Source organism: Kitasatospora sp. NPDC058032, from assembly GCF_042885845.1.
Taxonomy (GTDB): Bacteria; Actinomycetota; Actinomycetes; order Streptomycetales; family Streptomycetaceae; genus Kitasatospora.
Genome location: NZ_JBHVRK010000005.1, coordinates 142,068 through 158,962, shown reverse-complemented (window position 1 = coordinate 158,962; position 16,895 = coordinate 142,068). Strand labels below are relative to the sequence as shown.

The following is a 16,895-nucleotide window of genomic DNA, read 5'->3' as shown; positions in this document are numbered from 1 at the left end:
CCCAACCCTGGCCCGGTGCCCGCCGTGGGGGGGGGTGGCTCCCCCCTCGGGGCCCCGGGGGGGGGGGGGGGGGGCGGCGGGGGGGGGGGGGGGGGGTGGGGGTTTCGGTTTCTTGGCCCCCCCGCACGGACCGCTGTCAGATCCCGAGCGACTTCTTCACGAAGTCGACCTGGAGCAGCAGCAGGTTCTCCGCGACCTCCTCCTGCGGCGTCATGTGGGTGACGCCGGAGAGCGGCAGCACGGTGTGCGGGCGCCCGGCGGCGAGCAGCGCCGAGGACAGCCGCAGGGTGTGCGCGGCCACCACGTTGTCGTCGGCGAGCCCGTGGATGATCATCAGCGGGCGCTCGAGGCCGGCCGCGTAGCCGGTCAGCGCGTTGGCGTCGTACACCTCGGGGTGCTCGGCCGGGTGGCCCAGGTAGCGCTCGGTGTAGTGGGTGTCGTACAGCCGCCAGTCGGTGACCGGCGCGCCCGCGACCGCCGCGTGGAAGACGTCGGGGCGGCGCAGCACGGCGAGCGCGGCGAGGTAGCCGCCGTACGACCAGCCGCGGATGGCGACCCGGCCGAGGTCGAGCGGGAACTCCTCGGCGAGCGCCCGCAGCGCGTCGGCCTGGTCGTCCAGCGTGGCCCCGGCGAAGTCGTGGTGGATCGACTTCTCCCAGGCCGGCCCGCGCCCGGGGGTGCCGCGGCCGTCGGCGACGACGACCGCGAAGCCCTGGTCGGCGAACCACTGCGAGTTGAGGTGCGGGTTGTGGGCCTGGACGACGCGCTGGCCGTGCGGGCCGCCGTAGGGGTCCATCAGCACCGGCAGCAGGCCGTCCCGCTCGCGGTCGTAGCCGGTGGGCAGGAAGACCGCGGCGGGGATGCGCCGCTCGCCGGCGAAGCGGAACACCGGGCGGGCGGTGATCACCGGGGTCTCGGCGTGCGAGGCGATGACGGCGACGTCGTCCACCACGACACCCTCCGGCAGGTCCCGGGCGACCTGCACCAGGGTGCCGGGCAGGTCGGGTTCGGCGGTGGCCCGCACGGTGACGCCGGCCGCGTGCACGGCGGTGGTGACGGAGGTGAACGGGCGGCCGTTGGCGGACTCCCAGGAGAGCCGCTTGCCGTCGTGGCTGATCCGGCCGACGGCGACCCAGCCGGGCTCGGGATCGGTCTCGGCGGCGCCGCCGGAGGCGGTGAAGAAGACCTCCTCGGCGGTGACCGCGAGCACCGAGCGCAGGTGCAGGTCGGGCCCGGTGGCGGTGTGGTCGCCGATCACCAGCGACCGCGCGCCGGACTCGTCGGAGATCCGCACCAGCTTGCCGTCCGGGGTCCAGGCCGGGACGCCCTGGAACAGCTCCAGCCAGACGTCGTCGCGCTCCTCGTGCAGCACCTCGGTGGCGCCGGTGGCGACGTCCAGGCCGAGGGTCCGCTGGACGCGCTGGTCGCGGGACTGGACGAGCAGCAGCGGCACGCCGCCCTTCGACCAGTGCGCCCGGGCCAGGTAGGGGAAGGCCTCGCGGTCCCAGACGACCTCGGTGCGGGTGCCGTCCAGGCCGAACAGCCAGAGGCCGACCTCGGCGTCGGCGGTGCCGGCGGCCGGGTAGGCGACCTCGGCGGGCTCGCGGTCCGGGTTGGCCGGGTCGGCGATCCACCAGCGGTGGACCGGGGTGTCGTCGGCCCGCTCGACGAGCAGCCGCTCGCCGTCCGGGGACCACCAGTGGCCGCGGTCGCGGCCCATCTCCTCCTGGGCGATGAACTCGGCCTGGCCCCACGTCACGTTCGGCCCGTCCGGCTGGGCGAGAGCGCGGTCGCCGGTGCCGTCGACCCGGGTGAGCCGCAGCTCGCCGGAGGTGGTGGCGTACGCGACGTGGGTGCCGTCCGGGGAGGGGCGCGGGTCGAGCAGCGGGCCCTCGGCGGGCAGTTCGGTAGTGGTGCCGGCGACCAGGTCGGCGACGAACAGCCGGCCGGACAGGGCGAAGGCGGCGAGCCGGCCGGCGCCGTCCAGGGCGTAGCCGACGATGCCGGCCGAGCCCTCGCGGCTGCGCTCGCGGCGGGCCTTCTCGGCCGGGGAGAGGTCCTCCTCGCCGCCGCCGAGCAGCACGACCGGGTCGGCGGCGATCCGCTCCTCGCCGGTGGCGGTGTCGAGGGTCCAGAGCAGGTTGGCGCGGTCGCTGCCCGAGGACGAACGCAGGAAGACGACCCGGGAGCCGTCGGGTGCGACGGAGAAGGACCGGGGGGCGCCGACGGTGTAGCGCAGGGTGCGCGCGTACTGCCGCGGAAAGGTGTCCGCAGGGGTGTGGGAGGTCATGGCACCAGACCCTACGACCCGGGGTGGGCCGATGGTGATCACTCGTTCGGAGCATCGGCCGCAAGTACGCCCGGACGGGCCCCGTACCCCCTCCGACCGGCCCATGCGCCCCACGAGTGCCACCGTGCCCCGGGGCATGCGGACTCACCCAGCGTCATGGGGACCTCACTCTTCGGGTATGACTGGTGCACGAGTGCTCGCCAGGCCCCGAGGAGTGTGAGCCGCCATGGCCCTGTCCATCTCCGCCGCCATGCTGATGCTGGTCATCGTGGTGGTGCTGATCCGCCGCTCCGGTCTGAAGCTCGCGCACGCGATCGTCTGCGCGCTGCTCGGCTTCTACCTGGCGTCCAGTTCCATCGCCCCCTCGATCAGCCAGGTCACCAGCAACCTCGCCGGAATGATCAACGGCCTGCGGCTCTGACGGGCCGCGCGCGGTCACCGGGCGGCGCGCCGGTCGTTAGGCTTCCTCCCATGACCGCCACTACCGGCCGCCGCCTGCTCCTGGTGCACGCGCACCCCGACGACGAGTCGATCAACAACGGCGCCACGATGGCCCGGTACGCCGCCGAGGGCGCCCACGTGACCCTGGTGACCTGCACCCTCGGCGAGGGCGGCGAGGTGATCCCGCCGGAGCTGGCCCATCTGACGGCGGATCGGGAGGACCGGCTCGGCGCCCACCGGATCGGCGAGCTGACGGAGGCGATGGCCGCGCTCGGGGTCGGCGACGTCCGCTTCCTCGGCGGTCCGGGTCGCTACCGCGACTCGGGGATGATGGGCGTGCCCGACAACGACGTGCCCGGCTGCTTCTGGCGGGCCGACGTCGACGAGGCGGCCGGCCGGCTGGTGGCCGTGGTCCGCGAGGTGCGCCCGCAGGTGCTGGTCGCCTACGACGAGCACGGCGGCTACGGACACCCCGACCACATCCAGGCGCACCGGGTCGCGATGCGCGCCCACGAGCTGGCCGCCGACCCGGCGTACCGGCCCGAGCTGGGTCCGGCCTGGCGGATCGCCAAGGTGTACTGGAACCGGGTGCCCCGGTCGGTCCTCGAGCGGGCCCTCGCCGAGACCGCCGAGAAGGCACCGTTCCCGGGCGTGGCCGAGCCGGCCGACGTCCCCGGCGTGGTGGACGACGAGCTGGTCACCACCGCGCTGGACGGCGCCGCGTACGCCGGCCGCAAGGCCGCCGCGATGGCCGCGCACGCCACCCAGATCACCGTGGACCCCACCGGCGCGTTCTTCGCGCTCTCCAACCACCTGGGCCAGCCGCTGCTCGTCACCGAGTACTACCAGCTGGTGCACGGCCAGGCCGGGCCGCGGCTGCCGGAGGACGACCTGTTCGCCGGCCTGGACGTCGGCCCGGACGCGGCCACCGGCCCCGACGCGACCTCCGAGGAGCGTGCCCGATGACCTCGCCCGCCCCCGAGCGGCCCGCGCGCCGCTCGATCCCCGCGGCCGTCCTCGGCACCCGGGACGAGCGGCTGAAGGAGCCCCAGCCCCCGCGCGCCGCACGGGTCACGGCCTACGTCCTGCTCTTCCCGCTGGGCTTCGCGGTGTCGGTGTGCGGAGCGTTCATCCAGGCCCTGTGGCCTCCGGTGGGGGTCCTGCTGGCACTCGCCGCCACCGCCGCGACCTTCTACGGCGGCCTGCGGGTGACCGGCACCCGGCTCGGCGCGGGCGTCCCGGCGGCCGGCTGGTTCCTGGCGCTGCTGATGGTGATGGTCCCCCGACCCGAGGGGGACAACGTGCTCTGGACCAACGCCACCTCGCTCGGCTGGCTGTTCGCCGGCTCGATCCTGTGCGTGATCTGCACCACCCTGCCCACCCGCGCCGGCTGGTTCCCCGGCGTGATGGGCCCACCGCGCTGACCCAGGCGGCCAACCGCGTACGGTGGCCGGTACGACGAGCAGTCAGCACCGCCCGGTCGTACTCTCATACCGGAGGAACCGGACGTATCGGGATCTCTCCGAACCGGTTCACGGGTCGGTTCTTCCCAGTATGGTGGTGCCGCAGAACGCCGTACCCGACGCCGCCCGCCAGGCCCGGCGCAGACGAACCGCGGTCGCGCCGCACGGCCGGCCCGCGAACCCGGAGCAGAGCAGCATTGAGCAGCCGCGAATCTGACAACGCCCACCCGACGCCTCGGCGCACGGGCCCGGACGCCTACCCGTCGGGCACCCCGCCCTACGGCACACCGGGCTTCCCCGGCGGCGACCGCACGGGCGGCGCCGGCGCCGCCAAGGGCTCGGCTCCGGAGGGCGAGGACGAGGGCCCGAAGACCGAGACCACCCTCACCACCCGGGTCCGGATCAACATCCCCGGCTCGCGCCCGATCCCGCCGGTGGTGGTCCGCAGCACCGTCAAGAACGAGGACGGCGGCGGCGAGGACACCCCGGCGCCCGCCGCCGAGCCGGCCGGCCCCCGGCACCGCTCCGCCGCGCCCGCCTCCCCGGTGCTCGGCGTGATGGACGGCGGCACCCGCGGCGCCCCGCCGCACCTGCCGCCGGAGTGGCAGATCCCGCCGGCCACCTCCGAGGCCGAGTCGACCGGCGCGTGGTTCCGCCCGCGCCAGAAGAAGGGCCCGGCCACCGAGGGCACCGCCCCGGCGCCGGCCGCCGCCCCGGCCCCCGGCAGCGGTCCGGCCGCCCCGGCCCCCGCCGGCCCGCAGCGCGGCGCCGCCCGGGCCAACGGTGCTCCCCGCCCGCAGCCGGAGAACCCGCGGACCGGACGCCCCGCCGCGGCCGCCCCCGGTGCGGCCGTCGCCAACGGCCACCGGGTGCCCCCGCAGGTCCAGCCGCCCGCCCCGCAGCCGACCGGCGCGCCCGCCTCCCCGTACGGCGCCGCGCCCGAGCTGCCCGCCGACGAGGCCGGCGTCTACGCCGACTCCCCCACCGAGCAGTTCGCCCCGCCGGCCCCGGCCGCCCCCTTCGCGCCCGCCGACCCGTTCGCCGTCCAGCAGCCCCCGGCCCCCGGCGGGCCCGGCGCGCCGAGCCCGGAGGACACCTCGGTCGACGGCTTCGCCCCGATCCGCGACGACGCCCAGGCCGCGCCCATACCCGGCGCGCCCAACGGCCCCGCCGCCCCGGACGCCGCCGCACAGCCCGGTCTCTTCCCGGGCGCCCCGGCCGGTGCCGACCCGTTCGCCGCCCAGCGCCCGGCCGCCGGCGGCCCGAACGGCGCCCCGGCCCCCGGCGGCCTGTTCCCCGGCGCCCCCGGCCGCCAGGGCGAGCCCGCCGCCGCCCCCTTCGACCCCGCGAGCGTGCCCGCCGCCCCGGCCGCCGCCACCGCCCCCGCGGCGGACGGCCCGTCCGGCCCGAAGCCGGCGCCCGCCGCCGCCAAGCCCGCACCGGCCCCCAAGCCCAGGCCGAGCGCCGCCAAGAAGCTGGTCAAGCTCGCCACCTACGCCGTCGCCGGGGTGGGCTTCCTCGGCGCCGCCGCCTACGGCACCGGGCTGATGCTGAACCAGTCCGACGTCCCCAAGGGCACCGTGGTGCTCGGCACGGACATCGGCGGCAGCAGCCGCGACCAGGCCATCCACCAGCTCGACGAGAGCATCGGCAAGGCCGGCCAGCAGCCGGTCAAGCTGAAGGTCGGCGAGCAGACCGTGGACCTCGACCCGACCGCCGCCGGGCTCGCCTTCGACACCACCGCCACCGTGGACAAGCTCGCCCAGCACTCCTACAACCCGATGGACGTCCTCAAGTCGCTCAAGGGCGACGAGAAGGCGGTGCCGCCGGAGGTCAAGGTCGACCGGGCCAAGCTCAAGTCCGCGCTGGAGGCGCTGGCCGGCGGCAGCGGCCAGGGCCTGCAGGAGGGCTACGTCAAGTTCTCCGAGACCGGCGAGGCCGTCGTCGTCCCCGGCAAGGCCGGGCAGGCGGTGGACTCCACCGCCGCCGTCGACCTGGTCGACGCGGCCTACCGCGACCGCGCCGCGGGCAAGTCCGAGCAGCCCGTCGCGCTGGCGGTGACCGCCGCCCAGCCGAAGACCTCCGCGCAGGCCCTCCAGGGCGCGGCGGACACCCTCGGCAAGTCCGCGGTGAACGGCCAGATCCACATCATGGCGGGCACCAAGAAGTTCGACTTCGGGCCGAAGACCGCGGCCGCGGCGCTCACCCTCGTCCCTGACGCCAACGGCAAGTTCGTGCCCAAGTGGGACCTCGACGCGCTCGGCCGCCAGCTGGCGGCCGCCGGCTTCGACAAGGTGAAGACCAAGAAGAACGGCCAGCTGGTCACGGTCACCACCCAGGACGTCGCGGACCAGATCACCGCGCTGCTCGACAAGACCGGCGACCGGGACCGCACCTTCAAGTTCCCGGTCTGACCGAACCGTTATCGGGGGGCGGGCCCGGATCCGGGCCCGCCCCTCGACAACGCCGCTCCCGGGTCAGCAAGATGTGTCGCCTGTCATCCGCCGCATCCGCCCCGGGAGAACCACCATGGGCCGCCCCCTGTACCGCCGCACGGCCCTGCTCGTCGGCCTCACCGCCGTCTCGCTGTCGCTGTCGCTCTGTTCCTGCGCCCCCGTCAGCGGCTCCGACGGCGGCGCCCGCGCCCTCCCGAGCGCGGTCGAGAGCCCCAAGCTCACCGCCGTCGACATCAATCCGCACGACCGCGCCGAGCTGCGCCAGGGCGGCACCCTGCGGGTGGCGATCCCGCAGTACTCCAGCCAGTGGTCGCCGATCCAGACCGACGGCGGCGAGTCCTCCACTATCGCCGTCAGCAAGCCGCTGCTGCCGACCTTCTTCCGCTCCGACGCGGCCGGCACCCAGACCCCCAACCCCGCCTACCTGCAGGACGCGCACGCCGAACAGCGGGACGGCCGGCAGGTCGTGGTCTGGACGCTGAACCCCAAGGCCCGCTGGTCCGACGGCACACCGATCACCTGGCGCGACATCGAGGCCAACTGGCGGGCGCTGAACGGCAAGGACCCGGCGTACCGGGCGGCCAGCAGCACCGGCTTCGAGCAGGTCTCGGCGGTCGAGCGCGGCAAGGACGACTACCAGGCCGTGATGACCTTCGAGCGGCCGTACTCCGAGTGGCAGTCGATGTTCAACGGCGCCGCCAACGCCCCGCTGCTGCCGGCGAGCCGGGTCGCCACGCCCGAGCTGTTCAACACCTCCTACCTGGACGCCATCCCGGTCACCGCCGGCCCGTTCAAGGTGGAGAAGATGGACCGGACCGCGCAGACCGTCACCCTGGTCGCCGACCCGGCCTGGTGGGGCGAGAAGCCGCTGCTGGACCGGATCGTCTTCCGCGCCATGGTGCCCAATACGATGGCCGCCGCCTTCAACAAGGGCGAGCTGGACCTGTTCAACAACGGTCCGGACGTGGCCGGCTACCAGCTGATCCGCAGCACCCCGGGCGCCGCCGTCCGACGGGCCGGCGGACCCGACTTCCGGCAGTTCACGCTGAACAGCCGCAGCCCCGGGCTCACCGACCCGACCGTGCGCCAGGCGCTGTTCCAGGCGATCAACCGGGACGCCATCACCCGCTCCGACCTGGCCGGGCTCGACTGGCCCACCGTCACCCTCAACAACCACCTGCTGGTGGCCAACCAGAACGCCTACCGGGACAACTCCCTGGGCCTCAGCCGCTACGACCCGGCCGAGGCCGTCCGCAAGCTCGACGCGGCCGGCTGGAAGCTCGACGGCGACGTCCGCCGCAAGGACGGCAAGGAGCTCAACCTGCGGATGGTCATCCCGGCCGGCGTCACCCAGGCCCAGAACGAGGCCGCCGTCGCCACCGGCATGCTCAAGGACGTCGGGGTCAAGGTCACCACCATCACCGCCAGCCCCAACGAGTTCTTCGACAAGTACGTCAACCGGCGGGACTTCGACATCGCCGCCTACTCGCTGCTGGGCACGCCGTTCCCGGCCAGCGGCAACCGGACCAACTTCGCCACGAACGGCGGCACCAACCACTCCCAGGCCGGCAGCCCGGCGGTGGACGCCGCGTTCGACCGGGCGGCCGCGGCGACCGACGCGGCCGGCGCCTTCGAGGCCATCAACCAGGCCGACGGGGAGCTGTGGAAGGTGGCCGGGATGCTGCCGCTCTACCAGCGCCCGCAGCTCTTCGGCGCCCGCGCCGACCTCGCCAACATCGGTGCCCAGGGCCTGTCCGACATCGTCTGGGAGAACGTCGGCTATCTGAAGTGACGTTTCGCCGCGCACGGCAGGGGCCCCGGAGTCCGTGACGACTCCGGGGCCCCGCCGGGACCGGCCCGCGCGCTCAGCCCGCGCCGATCACGTCCCGCACCTCCGCGAAGTGGCAGGCCGACTCGTGCGCGGCCGGCCCGCTCAGCGCCGACGGCACGGCCAGCAGCGGGACCTCGGTCGCGCAGCGCTCCTCCGCCTTCCAGCAGCGGGTGCGGAAGCGGCAGCCCGACGGCGGGTTGGCCGGCGAGGGGATGTCGCCGCTGAGCAGGATCCGTTCGCGCTGCTCGCGCCCGGTCGGGTCGGGCACCGGGACGGCGGAGAGCAGCGCCTGGGTGTACGGATGGGTCGGGTGGGAGTAGATCTGCTCCTCCGTCCCGATCTCGACCATCGTGCCGAGGTACATCACGCCGACCCGGTCGGAGATGTGCCGGACGATCGAGAGGTCGTGGGCGATGAACATGTAGGAGAGCTCGAAGTCGTTCTGCAGCTGCTCCAGCAGGTTGATCACCTGCGCCTGGACCGAGACGTCCAGGGCCGAGACCGGCTCGTCGCAGATGATGACCTCCGGCTTGAGCGCCAGGCCTCGGGCGATGCCGATGCGCTGGCGCTGACCGCCCGAGAACTGGTGCGGATAGCGGTTGATGTACTCCGGGTTGAGGCCGACGACGTCCAGCAGGTCCTGGACCGCCCTGCGGCGGTCGCCCTTCGGTGCCACCTCGGGGTGGATCTCGAAGGGCTCGCCGATGATGTCGCCGACCGTCATCCGCGGGTTGAGCGAGGTGTACGGGTCCTGGAACACCATCTGGATGTTCCGGCGGACGGCCTTCAGCCCGGCCCCGGAGAGCCGGGTGATGTCCTCGCCCTTGAACCGCACCTCGCCGGAGGTGGCCTTCTCCAGGTTCATCAGCACCTTGGCCAGCGTCGACTTGCCACAGCCGGACTCGCCGACGATGCCCAGCGTCTCCCCCTTCGCCAGCCGGAAGGAGACGCCGTCCACCGCCCGCACGGCGCCGACCTGCCGCTTGAAGACGATCCCCTGGGTGAGCGGATAGTGCTTGACCAGGTCCCTGACCTCCAGGATGGGCTCAGCCATGGAGGGTCTCCTTCCAGAAGTGGCAGGCGCTGCGCCGGCCCGGCAGGTCGGCCCCCTGGGCGTCCAGCACCGCCACCAGGCGCGGGAGTTCGGTGCGGCAGACGTCCTGGGCCCGGTCGCAGCGCGGGTTGAACGCGCAGCCGTCCGGGATCCGCAGCAGGCTCGGCGGCAGGCCCTGGATGGCGTAGAGGTTCTGGCCCTTCTGGTCCAGCCGGGGGATCGAGTTGAGCAGGCCCCGGGTGTACGGGTGGGCCGGGCGTGCGTACAGCTCGTGCACCGGGGCGGTCTCCACGATCCGGCCCGCGTACATCACCGCGATCTTGTCCGCGACGTCCGCGACCACGCCCAGGTCGTGGGTGATCAGGATCAGGCCCATGTTGAACTCGGCCTGGAGTTCGGCGAGCAGATCCATCACCTGGGCCTGCACGGTGACATCCAGCGCGGTGGTGGGCTCGTCCGCGATGATCAGGTCCGGCTCCAGCGCCAGCGCCATCGCGATCATGATGCGCTGGCGCATGCCGCCGGAGAACTGGTGCGGATAGTCGTTGACCCGCTGCCGGGCCGCCGGGATCCGCACCCGCTCCATCAGCTCGACGGCCTTCTCCTTGGCCTCCTTGCGGCCGGCGCCCTGGTGCACCCGGAACATCTCGCCGAGCTGGTAGCCGACGCTGAGCACCGGGTTGAGCGAGGAGAGCGCGTCCTGGAAGATCATCGCGATCTTCCGCCCGCGCACCGCCCGCCGGGCCTTGGGGCTCATGGTGAGCAGGTCCTCGCCCCGGAACCGGATCGAGCCCGCGGTGATCCGCCCCGGGGGCATGTCGAGGATGCCCATGATCGCCTGCGCGGTCACCGACTTGCCGGAGCCGGACTCGCCGAGCACCGCCAGCGTCTCCCCGGCCGACACCGAGTAGCTCACCCCGTTGACGGCCTTGGCGACGCCGTCCCGGGTGTGGAACTCGATGTGCAGGTCGTCGACCTCCAGCAGCGGGGTGCCGGGCACCAGGCTCTCCCGGCGCGCCCCCAGCACCTCCACCGCGTCCCGGCCCGTACCGGAGCCGTCCTTCGCCGGTTGGGTCATGTCAGTCATGGTCCGCGGCCCTCCTCAGCGCAGCTTCGGGTCGAGGGCGTCGCGCACCGCGTCGCCGAGCATGATGAACGCCAGCACGGTGATGCTCAGCACGACGGCCGGGAAGAGCAGCACGTGCGGGGCGTTCAGGAAGCGGGACTGGGCGTCACTGATCATCAGGCCCCAGGAGATCGCCGGGGACTGGATGCCGATGCCCAGGTAGGACAGCGCGGCCTCGGCGCCGATGTAGACGCCCAGGTTGATGGTGGAGACCACGATCACCGGGGCGACGGCGTTCGGCAGGATGTGCCGGCTGACGATCCGCCCGGTGCCGGCGCCCAGCGCGCGGGCCGCCACCACGTAGTCGTTGTGCTTGTTGGCCAGCACCGCCGAACGCATCAGCCGGTAGATCTGCGGCCAGCCGAGCACGGCCATCACCGCGGAGACCGTCCAGGCGTTGCCCTTGCCCCAGGTGGACATGATCAGCATGCCGCCGAGCAGCAGCGGGATGGCGAAGAAGATCTCGGTGACCCGGGAGAGCAGGCTGTCGCCGAAACCGCCGATCCAGCCGGCCCACAGGCCCATGGTGCCGCCGACCAGGACCACCAGGGTGGTGGTCACCAGGCCCACGATGATCGAGTTGCGGGCGCCCCAGACGGTCCGGGTGTAGATGTCGCAGCCCTGGACGTCGAAGCCGAACCAGTGGCTGCCGCTGGGCCGCTTCAGCGAGTCGGCCAGGTTGCAGAAGCCGCCGGCGCGCGGGTCGGCGTCGGTGAACAGCTGCGGGACGACGGCGAGCAGCACCATGAAGACGACCAGGAACGCGCCGATCAGGAACAGCGGGCTGCGGCGCAGGTCCGCCCAGGCGTCGCTCCAGAGGCTGGCGACCCGCTCGCCGCCTTTGCCGCCCTTGCCGTTCCTGCCGCCCTTGCCGCCCTTGCCGCTGCCGCGCTGCCCGGGGATCGCCCCGCTCGCGTTCTCGCTCTTCGTCGGCTCACTCATAGCGGATCCTCGGGTCCAGGACGGCGTACAGCAGGTCGACCACCAGGTTGGCGAACAGGTAGACCATCACCAGGGCGCTCACGATGCCCACGACGATGGTGCGTTCCCGCAGGTAGACGGACTGGAAGAGCTGGTGTCCGACCCCGGGGATGTTGAAGATGCCCTCGGTGATGACCGCGCCGCCCATCAGGCCGCCGAGGTCCATGCCCAGGAAGGTGACGATCGGGATCAGCGCGTTGCGCAGACCGTGCCGCACCACCACCCGCAGCGGGCTGAGGCCCTTGGCGACCGCCGTACGGACGTAGTCCGCCCGCATGACCTCGATCAGGCTGGTCCGGGTGAGCCGGGCGACGTACGCCAGGGAGGTCGAGGCGAGCACGTAGCCGGGCAGCAGATAGGACCGGAAACCGGCCTCCTCGTTGAAGGAGACCGGGAAGAAGTCGATGCCGTAGTCGGTGTTGAGCTTCACCCCGAGGAGCAGTTGGAGCACGAAGCCGATCACGAAGACCGGGATCGAGATGACCATCAGGGTCGAGATCAGCACCACGTTGTCGATGAACCTGCCGCGCCGCAGGGCCGCGACGACGCCCGCGGTGACACCCACCACCATCTCGATGGCCAGCGCCACGAGCGCCAGGTTGATGGTGTAGGGGAAGGCCCGCTGCATCACGTCGACGACCTGGTTGCCCCGGTAGTCCTCGCCGAAGTCGCCCTTGAACAGGCCGGTCAGGTAGTCCCAGTACTGGATGAAGAACGGGTCGTCCAGGTGGTACCGGTCCCGGAGGACCTGGACGACGGCGGGGTCCTGCCGCTTCTCACCGGCCAGTGCCGTGATGGGGTCGCCAGGCAGCAGGAAGACCAGTGCGTAGATCAGGAAAGTCGCGCCGAGGATCACAGGTATGGCCTGGATGATCCGGCGGACCACATAGCGGCCCATGCGGTCTCCTCGTGGTCTGGGCACGCCGGAGCCGGGCGGCACGGGGGTGACCCGTGCCGCCCGTCAGGGCGCGCCGGTCGGGCTGGGGGGCGGTCAGGCCAGCTCGACGTTGGCCAGGTCGATGCGGTTCTGCGCGTCCACGACCACGTTCTTGACCTTCTTGGTGTAGGCCGCGGAGGTCATGTAGGTGTAGACCGGGATGTACGGCAGGTCCTTGATGAGGATGTCGTCGGCCTGCTGGTACAGCTTCAGACCCTCCTCCTGGGTCTTCGCCTGGTCGGCCTGCGCCAGCAGGCCCTCGAACTGCTCGTTGACGTAGCCGCCGTAGTTCGAGCCGTTCTCGATGGCGACCTTGGAGAAGATCGGCCGCAGGTAGTTCTCGATCGACGGGTAGTCCATCTGCCAGGCCATCCGGAAGGCCCCGGAGTACTGCTTGGCGCCCAGCTCGTCGAGGATCTTGCCGAACTTCTCGAAGGGCTTGAAGGTCACCTCGACGCCGAGGTTCTTCTTCAGCTGGTTGCCGACCGCCTCGATCCACTCCTTGTGGCCGCCGTCGGCGTTGTAGCCCAGCTCGATGGTGTTGTTCGGGACACCGCCGGCCGTGACGAAGAGCTCCTTGGCCTTGGCCGGGTCGAACTTCGCCGCGTCGCCCATGGCGCCCTTGCGGTAGCCCGGAATGATCGGGCTGATGAAGTCGTCGGCCGGGATGCGGGTACCCGAGAAGATGTTCTTGGTGATCGACTCGCGGTCGATCGCCATCGAGATCGCCTTGCGGATCTCCGGCTTGCCGTACGCGGCCGGGTTGGTCGCGATCGGGAAGCCGATGAAGCCGACGCCCGACTCCGGCTTGTAGATGTAGCGGTCACCGAATTCCTGGGCGACGGTCGCCATCGCCGAGATCGGGAGCTTGTTGGTGATCTGGATGTTGTCGGCCCGGAGGTCGTTGTAGGCCGTTTCCAGCTTGTCGTAAATCTTGAAGGTGACGGAATCCAGCTTGGCCTTTCCGTCCGACGCCGGGAAGTTGTCGTAGCGCTTCAGCTTGATCTGCTGGTTGTGCTGCCACTTGCCGTCCATCTGGAACGCGCCGTTGCCGATCGGGGCGTCCTCGAAGGCCTTCGGGTCCTGGAAGAAGGCCTTCGGCAGCGGGTAGAAGGCGGTGTAGCCCAGCATGATCTTGAACTGCGAGAACGGCGCGCTCAGGGTGACCGTGAAGGTCTTCTCGTCGACGACCTTCAGGCCCTTGAGCTTGTCGGTGGCCGGCTTCTTGTCCTTGCCCGGCGAGAGCTCCTCGGAGCCCTCGATCTTGGCGAAGAACGGCAGGCCCTCGGCCGCGTTGTCCTGGTTGGCGCCCCAGTTCCAGGCGTCCACGAAGGACTGGGCGGTGACCTTCTCACCGTTGTGGAAGGTGTAGCCGTCCTTCAGCTTGATCGTCCAGACCTTGCTGTCCGGGGACTCGATCGACTCCGCGACGCGCAGCTTCGGCTCGTTGGTTTGGTGGTCGTACTCCACCAGGCCCGCGAACAGCGCGTTCAGGACCTGGGCGCCCTCGGACTCCGCGGTGTTCTGCGGGACCAGCCCGTGCTGCGGCTCACCCGACTGGATGCTGATCGAGCCACCCGTCTTGCCCGACCCGTTCGCCCCGTCCGTGGACTTCTTGTCGCTGCCCGTACTGCAGGCGGAGATCGCGAGCGCGGTACACGCCGCCAGCGCGGTCCAGCGCATGGTCTTGGTGAGCCTCATTCAACTGCTCCTCGTTTTGGGGGCTTACGAACGAACGGCGCCCCGCCACCCGGTGTGCCGGGCACGGCGGGGGTCGACATCTCAGGGCCGATCCGCACAGCCGGCGAGGTGACCACTGATACGCGCAGAGCAACTATCGATCAACCGACCCCTTCGGTGGAATCGCCGTCACATCTCTTTTCAATTACAGGCCGGGACCAACCCGTGACAATACTCGGCAAATTCCGTCATATCGCGCCCGGAATCAAGTGCTCCGCTTTCCGGATAACGAACCGATAGCACCGGTATTCGAATCTTTACGAAGCGTAATGATCTATTTCGAGGACAGCCGGCACCCCCCACCGGAATTACCGCAGGTCGCCGGGCGGAAAAGGCGGGAGCGCGCCCTCCGGGGGGAGGACGCGCTCCGTGACGGGGCCGGGCCCCGGTGTCAACCGCTTTCCGGCCCGCCCTCGGTCCGGTCGCCCTCGGTCCGATCGCCCTCGGCCAGGTCGCGCTCGGCCAGGTCGCGCTCGGCCGCGAAGTGGCAGGCCGACTCATGGGCGGCCGCCCCGCCCAGCCAGTCCGGCACCGCCAGCAGCGGGACCTCCACCGCGCACCGCTCCTGCGCCTTCCAGCAGCGGGTGCGGAAACGGCAGCCCGACGGCGGGTTGGCCGGCGAGGGCACGTCGCCGGTCAGCACGATCCGGTCCCGGTTCTCCCGCGCCGTCGGGTCGGGCACCGGGACGGCGGAGAGCAGCGCCTGGGTGTACGGGTGGGTGGCGTGGTCGTAGATCTCCCGGTCGCTGCCGATCTCGACCAGCTTGCCGAGGTACATCACCCCGACCCGGTCGGAGATGTGCCGGACGATCGAGAGGTCGTGCGCGATGAACATGTACGACAGGTTGAACTCGTTCTGCAGCTGCTCCAGCAGGTTGATCACCTGCGCCTGGACCGAGACGTCCAGGGCCGAGACCGGCTCGTCGCAGATGATGATCTCCGGCTTGAGCGCCAGGCCGCGGGCGATGCCGATGCGCTGGCGCTGACCGCCCGAGAACTGGTGCGGATAGCGGTTGATGTACTCCGGGTTGAGGCCGACGACGTCCAGCAGGTCCTGGACGGCCTTGCGGCGGTCGCCCTTGGGAGCCACCTCGGGGTGGATCTCGAAGGGCTCGCCGATGATGTCGCCGACCGTCATGCGCGGGTTGAGCGAGGTGTACGGGTCCTGGAACACCATCTGGATGTTGCGCCGCACCGCCTTCAGCCCGGCCCCGGTGAGCCGAGAGATCTCCTCGCCCTTGTAGCGCACCGAGCCGCCGGTGGCCGGCTCCAGGTTCATCAGCACCTTGGCCAGCGTCGACTTGCCGCAGCCGGACTCGCCGACGATGCCCAGTGTCTCCCCCTGCACGAGGTCGAAGGAGACCCCGTCGACCGCCTTCACCGCGCCGACCTGCTTCTTGAACAGCACGCCCCTGGTCAGCGGGAAGTGCTTGACCAGGTCGCGGACTTCGAGGATCGGCTCGCCGCGCGCCACCTCCTGCTCGAAGGCGGCCTCCACCGGCGACTCGACCGCGCCGGGCCCCTCAACGGTCATGGAGGGTCTCCTTCCAGAAGAAGCAGGCGCTGCCCCGCCCGGCCAGCTCGGTGCCGTCGTCCTCGGTGACCGGGAACAGCTCCGGCACCTCCTGCCGGCAGATGTCCTGGGCGCGTGGGCAGCGCGGGTTGAACGCGCAGCCCGGCGGGATCCGCAGCAGGTTGGGCGGCAGGCCCTTGATCGCGTACAGCTCCTGGCCCTTCTGGTCCAGGCGCGGGATCGAGTCCAGCAGCCCGCGGGTGTACGGGTGGGCCGGACGCGCGTACAGCTCGTGCACCGGGGCGGTCTCCACGATCCGGCCCGCGTACATCACCGCGATCTTGTCGGCGACATCGGCGACCACGCCCAGGTCGTGGGTGATCAGGATCAGGCCCATGTTGAACTCGGCCTGGAGTTCGGCGAGCAGATCCATCACCTGGGCCTGCACGGTGACGTCCAGCGCGGTGGTGGGCTCGTCCGCGATGATCAGGTCCGGCTCCAGCGCCAGCGCCATGGCGATCATGATGCGCTGGCGCATGCCCCCGGAGAACTGGTGCGGATAGTCGTTGACCCGCTGCCGGGCCGCCGGGATCCGCACCCGCTCCATCAGCTCGACGGCCTTCTCCTTGGCCTCCTTGCGCGAGCTGCCGTGGTGGGCGCGGAACATCTCGCCCAGCTGGAAGCCCACGGTGAGCACCGGGTTGAGCGAGGAGAGCGCGTCCTGGAAGATCATCGCGATCTTCTGCCCGCGGACCTTGCGCCGCGTCTCCTTGTCCATCTTCAGCATGTCCTGGCCCCGGAAGCGGATCTCGCCCCGCGGGATGCGGGCCGGCGGCATGTCCAGGATGCCCATGATCGCCTGCGCGGTCACCGACTTGCCGGAGCCGGACTCGCCGAGCACCGCCAGCGTCTCCCCGGCCCGGACGCTGTAGTTGACCCCGTTGACCGCCTTCGCCACCCCGTCCCGGGTGACGAACTCGACGTGCAGGTCGCGGACGTCGAGCAGCGGGCCCTCGTAGGGCTCTTCCCGCCGGGTCCTCCCGGTATCGACTGCTGTGGTCAC

Annotated in this window: 13 protein-coding genes; 5 read left to right on the top strand and 8 right to left on the bottom strand. The window is 71.7% G+C overall.

Annotation, left to right across the window (positions count from 1 at the left end; translation table 11 throughout):
* Positions 1-136: 136 nt before the first annotated feature.
* Complete coding sequence (locus ACFVUH_RS10725; protein WP_355370024.1) at positions 137-2,290, bottom strand: prolyl oligopeptidase family serine peptidase; 2,154 nt, start codon at positions 2,288-2,290, stop codon at positions 137-139.
* A gap of 226 nt (positions 2,291-2,516) precedes the next feature.
* On the opposite strand from ACFVUH_RS10725, the gene ACFVUH_RS10720 reads away from it, so the two are divergent.
* The 5 genes from ACFVUH_RS10720 to ACFVUH_RS10700 all read left to right on the top strand — a co-directional run bounded on the left by ACFVUH_RS10720 (position 2,517) and on the right by ACFVUH_RS10700 (position 8,442).
* Positions 2,517-2,711 (top strand): DUF2304 family protein, encoded by a 195-nt coding sequence (locus ACFVUH_RS10720; RefSeq protein ID WP_344344199.1) that lies wholly within the window; start codon positions 2,517-2,519, stop codon positions 2,709-2,711.
* Positions 2,712-2,761: 50 nt separating this feature from the next.
* Positions 2,762-3,697 (top strand): N-acetyl-1-D-myo-inositol-2-amino-2-deoxy-alpha-D-glucopyranoside deacetylase, encoded by a 936-nt coding sequence (gene mshB, locus ACFVUH_RS10715; RefSeq protein WP_387912464.1) that lies wholly within the window; start codon positions 2,762-2,764, stop codon positions 3,695-3,697.
* Positions 3,694-4,155, top strand: a complete 462-nt coding sequence (locus ACFVUH_RS10710; protein WP_355370020.1) for a DUF6113 family protein — start codon at positions 3,694-3,696, stop codon at positions 4,153-4,155. Before mshB ends, ACFVUH_RS10710 begins: the two co-directional genes overlap by 4 nt.
* 236 nt (positions 4,156-4,391) lie before the next feature.
* Positions 4,392-6,608 carry a hypothetical protein gene (locus ACFVUH_RS10705; protein WP_387912462.1) on the top strand — a complete coding sequence of 739 codons (2,217 nt, stop codon included), beginning with the start codon at positions 4,392-4,394 and terminating at the stop codon, positions 6,606-6,608.
* A 115-nt stretch (positions 6,609-6,723) separates the two neighbouring features.
* Positions 6,724-8,442: an ABC transporter family substrate-binding protein gene (locus ACFVUH_RS10700; protein ID WP_387912460.1), complete on the top strand. Its 1,719-nt coding sequence runs from the start codon at positions 6,724-6,726 to the stop codon at positions 8,440-8,442.
* Between the two features lie 73 nt (positions 8,443-8,515).
* Here ACFVUH_RS10700 and ACFVUH_RS10695 read toward each other — a convergent pair whose 3' ends face one another.
* The 7 genes from ACFVUH_RS10695 to ACFVUH_RS10665 form a co-directional block, all read right to left on the bottom strand.
* Positions 8,516-9,535 (bottom strand): ABC transporter ATP-binding protein, encoded by a 1,020-nt coding sequence (locus ACFVUH_RS10695; protein ID WP_387912458.1) that lies wholly within the window; start codon positions 9,533-9,535, stop codon positions 8,516-8,518.
* Complete coding sequence (locus ACFVUH_RS10690; RefSeq protein WP_387912457.1) at positions 9,528-10,622, bottom strand: ABC transporter ATP-binding protein; 1,095 nt, start codon at positions 10,620-10,622, stop codon at positions 9,528-9,530. Before ACFVUH_RS10690 ends, ACFVUH_RS10695 begins: the two co-directional genes overlap by 8 nt.
* A 15-nt stretch (positions 10,623-10,637) precedes the next feature.
* Complete coding sequence (locus ACFVUH_RS10685) at positions 10,638-11,603, bottom strand: ABC transporter permease (protein WP_355370010.1); 966 nt, start codon at positions 11,601-11,603, stop codon at positions 10,638-10,640.
* Positions 11,596-12,540: an ABC transporter permease gene (locus ACFVUH_RS10680; RefSeq protein ID WP_355370008.1), complete on the bottom strand. Its 945-nt coding sequence runs from the start codon at positions 12,538-12,540 to the stop codon at positions 11,596-11,598. Before ACFVUH_RS10680 ends, ACFVUH_RS10685 begins: the two co-directional genes overlap by 8 nt.
* A 93-nt stretch (positions 12,541-12,633) precedes the next feature.
* Positions 12,634-14,280 (bottom strand): ABC transporter substrate-binding protein, encoded by a 1,647-nt coding sequence (locus ACFVUH_RS10675; protein WP_355370006.1) that lies wholly within the window; start codon positions 14,278-14,280, stop codon positions 12,634-12,636.
* A 430-nt stretch (positions 14,281-14,710) separates the two neighbouring features.
* Positions 14,711-15,853 (bottom strand): ABC transporter ATP-binding protein, encoded by a 1,143-nt coding sequence (locus ACFVUH_RS10670; protein WP_387912456.1) that lies wholly within the window; start codon positions 15,851-15,853, stop codon positions 14,711-14,713.
* A complete protein-coding gene (locus ACFVUH_RS10665) occupies positions 15,843-16,895 on the bottom strand; it encodes an ABC transporter ATP-binding protein (RefSeq protein WP_355370002.1) in 1,053 nt (350 codons plus the stop codon). Before ACFVUH_RS10665 ends, ACFVUH_RS10670 begins: the two co-directional genes overlap by 11 nt.